This window comes from Microvirga medicaginis (assembly GCF_052658925.1).
The window spans coordinates 1-3113 of sequence record NZ_JBQWEL010000049.1; the positions used below are offsets into that span (position 1 = coordinate 1).

3 protein-coding genes and 1 pseudogene are annotated in these 3113 nt (G+C 64.5%); all 4 read left to right on the top strand.

Annotated elements, in window-relative coordinates; genetic code table 11:
- Positions 1 to 576 precede the first annotated feature (576 nt).
- The gene (gene queC, locus ACUXUR_RS26640) at positions 577 to 1284 is read left to right on the top strand and encodes a 7-cyano-7-deazaguanine synthase QueC (RefSeq protein WP_445505365.1); all 708 of its coding nucleotides are present in this window, start codon (positions 577 to 579) and stop codon (positions 1282 to 1284) included.
- 8 nt (positions 1285 to 1292) lie between these two features.
- Positions 1293 to 1649 (top strand): 6-carboxytetrahydropterin synthase QueD, encoded by a 357-nt coding sequence (queD, locus tag ACUXUR_RS26645; RefSeq protein WP_445505366.1) that lies wholly within the window; start codon positions 1293 to 1295, stop codon positions 1647 to 1649.
- Positions 1646 to 2377, top strand: a complete 732-nt coding sequence (queE, locus tag ACUXUR_RS26650) for a 7-carboxy-7-deazaguanine synthase QueE (RefSeq protein WP_445505367.1) — start codon at positions 1646 to 1648, stop codon at positions 2375 to 2377. The genes queD and queE overlap by 4 nt, the downstream gene beginning before the upstream one ends.
- A pseudogene (gene folP / locus ACUXUR_RS26655) lies at positions 2377 to 3113 on the top strand (dihydropteroate synthase); the annotation flags it as partial. The gene queE and the pseudogene folP, both read left to right, overlap by 1 nt.

Here is a 3113-nt window from a genome sequence, read left to right on the forward strand (position 1 = left end):
TGCCAATAGTGGTCGTTCCCAGATCTGAAAGGTGCCCGATCTGTCCGGTGCCAGCAGTGGCGGCAAGCAAAAAACTGTGCATCGGCGTGGCACTTGACTCCGCATTCGCCGTGGACGGATGACCCTTCCTCTGACCGATCAAGCTGCTGTGCTTACATTTCTTTTCAGTCCTCGATCCAGGATTATGCTTGCACGCCTATAGAGGGTCACTCACTGCGCCGGTTCACAGCCAATATGGCCAGAGCCAACGCGCGCATCTTCAGCTACTCGTCAGGTGGCAACTCCTGGATTTGCGGATCGCGTTCTAAGATCGGCTTTCGTGATGGCGTGTGCGGCAGTCGTACTTTGGCTACCGCTCGCCCCGGCCAGCCTCCTTCCAGCGCGACGGTTTTCCGGCCCACGCGCAGTTGACTTCCTCTCAATATGAGTCTTTCTACGCGGGAAAGCGGATGGTGCGCTCTTGTGCCCCATCCGCTCACATTGCGGGTGGCACCTTTTCAGGTGCGATCCGTCTCATGCTTATCGGCCCGCGAGCCGATCCGGTCGCAGCCTACCCGGTCAAAACAAGGAGCCCTCGTGAAGACCCTCGTCATCTGTTCCGGCGGATTGGACTCCGTCACGCTCGCCCACAAGGTCGCGGCGGAGCGAACCCTCACCCGCCTCGTGTCCTTCGACTACGGCCAGCGCCACAGGAAGGAACTCGACTCCGCGCGGGCCTGCGCCGCCCGCCTCGGCGTGCCTCACGACATCGTGGACATCTCGGCCGTCGGACGCCTCCTGACCGGATCGGCCCTGACCAGCGGCGAACCCGTTCCTGAGGGGCATTACGCGGAAGACACCATGCGGATTACCGTGGTGCCCAATCGCAACGCCATCATGCTCGCCATTGCCTTCGGTGTGGCGGCCGCGAAACAGGCCGATGCCGTGGCGGCGGCGGTCCATGGCGGCGACCACTTCATCTACCCGGATTGCCGCCCGGACTTCATTGAGGCGTTCGAGGCGATGCAGCGCCATGCCCTGGAGGGGCTGGCGGACATAGCCCTCTACACGCCCTTCGTACGGCTGAGCAAAGCCGATATCGTGCGCGAGGGCGCCCGGCTGGGCGTGCCCTTTGCCGAAACCTGGTCCTGCTACCAGGGCGGCGATGTTCATTGCGGCCGCTGCGGCACCTGCGTCGAGCGGCGCGAGGCCTTTCACCTGGCAGGGGTGGACGATCCGACGCCGTATGAGGATCCGGACTACTGGGTCGAAGCCTGCCAGCAACACCAAGCGCAACAATCATAGGCCCAGCCATGTACACCATTGCCAAACGATTTGCCTTCTCCGCCTCGCATCTGATCGGCGGCCTGCCGGCGGAGCACCCCTGCGCCCGGCTGCATGGCCACAACTACGAGGTCGAGGTCGTTCTGCAATCGGCCGAACTCGACCGGGTCGGCTTTGTCCGCGACTACCGCGAGCTCTCGGAGCTCAAGGCGTTCATCGACAACACCCTCGACCATCGCCACCTCAACGAGGTCCTCGGACACGACCAGACGACCGCCGAGGTCATTGCCCAATGGCTCTACGACTGGTGCAAGGCGCGCTGGCCGGAGGTCGCGGCCGTGCGGGTCAGTGAGACCCCGAAAACCTGGGCGGAGTACCGCCCGTGAAGGGCAGCATCCGCATCAGCGAGATCTTCGGCCCGACCGTCCAGGGCGAGGGCCCGTTGATCGGATGCCCCACCGTATTCGTGCGCACGGGCGGCTGCGATTATCGCTGCCGCTGGTGCGATACGCTCTATGCAGTGCTGCCCGAGTATCGGGAAGACTGGACGCTGATGACACCGGCCGCGATCCTGACCGAGGTGGAGCGCCTGTCCGGCTCCACGCCGGTGCTCGTGTCGCTGTCGGGCGGCAATCCGGCGCTTCAGCCATTGGCACCGCTCATCGCCCTGGGCCGGCAGAAGGGTTACACGTTCGCACTGGAAACCCAAGGCAGCGTGCCCCAACCATGGTTTGCCGCGCTCGACTGGCTCATGCTCAGCCCGAAGCCGCCCTCCTCGGGCGTGGACACCGACTGGCAGGCCTTGGACGAGTGTGTCAGGGCCTCAGCGAACGGACCGCATTGCGTCGTCAAGGTCGTCGTGTTTGATGAGGATGATTATGCCTATGCCCGACGGGTGGCCGGCCGCTACCCGGCTCTTCCGGTTTACCTGCAGGTCGGAAACCCTGCTCCGCTGGTGACCCACTCCGGTCCAGGCCGCGAAGAGGCCGATCTTGATGACGTGATGGAGCGCTTCCGCTGGCTCGTCGACACGGTGGCGGCGGATCGGTGGTTCACGGCGACGGTCCTGCCGCAGTTGCACGTCCTGGCCTGGGGCAACAAACGCGGAGTCTGATGAATTCGGGTTCGACCATGTCACCAACCTTGACCGGCTTGGGCTCACGCATCCTGATCATGGGCGTCCTGAACGTCACGCCCGACTCATTCTCGGATGGCGGCCTGTTCAGCGACCACGAGGCCGCGCTCCGACACGCCCGCGGGATGCAGCAAGCAGGAGCGGACATCATCGACATCGGCGGGGAGTCCACGCGCCCCGGGCATACACCGGTCGGAGCCGAAGAGGAGCAGCGGCGCATCATTCCTGTCATCCACGCCCTCGCTGGCATCCTGAACGTCCCCATGTCGATTGACACCTACCGCGCTGCGACGGCCCACGCTGCTCTGGCGGCGGGCGCCAGGATCGTGAACGACATCTGGGGCTTCCAGTACGATCCCGATATGGCCGCCACCGTGGCCGAGCATGGGGCCATGGCGGTGGTCATGCACAATCGGGCGGAGGCGGATCCCTCGCTCAATCTCATGGCGGACATGCAGCGCTTCTTCGAGCGCTCCTTGGACCTCGCCCGCCGGGCCGGCATTCCTGACACGCATCTGATCCTTGATTCCGGCATCGGCTTCGGCAAGACGGCCGATCAGAACCTTGAGGCCTTGCGCTGTCTGCCGGAGCTCAAGACCATGGGCTTTCCCGTACTTGTGGGGCCTCCCGCAAATCGGTTCTTGGCCGGTTCTACAAGCCCGAGGTGCCGCCGCGCGACCGGCTGTTCGGGACCTTGGGCGCTCACCTTGCGGCG

Coding starts and splice junctions, on each gene's coding strand:
- queD (WP_445505366.1), top strand. CDS start 1,293: ATGTACACCATTGCCAAACGATTTGCCTTCTCCGCCTCGCATCTGATC.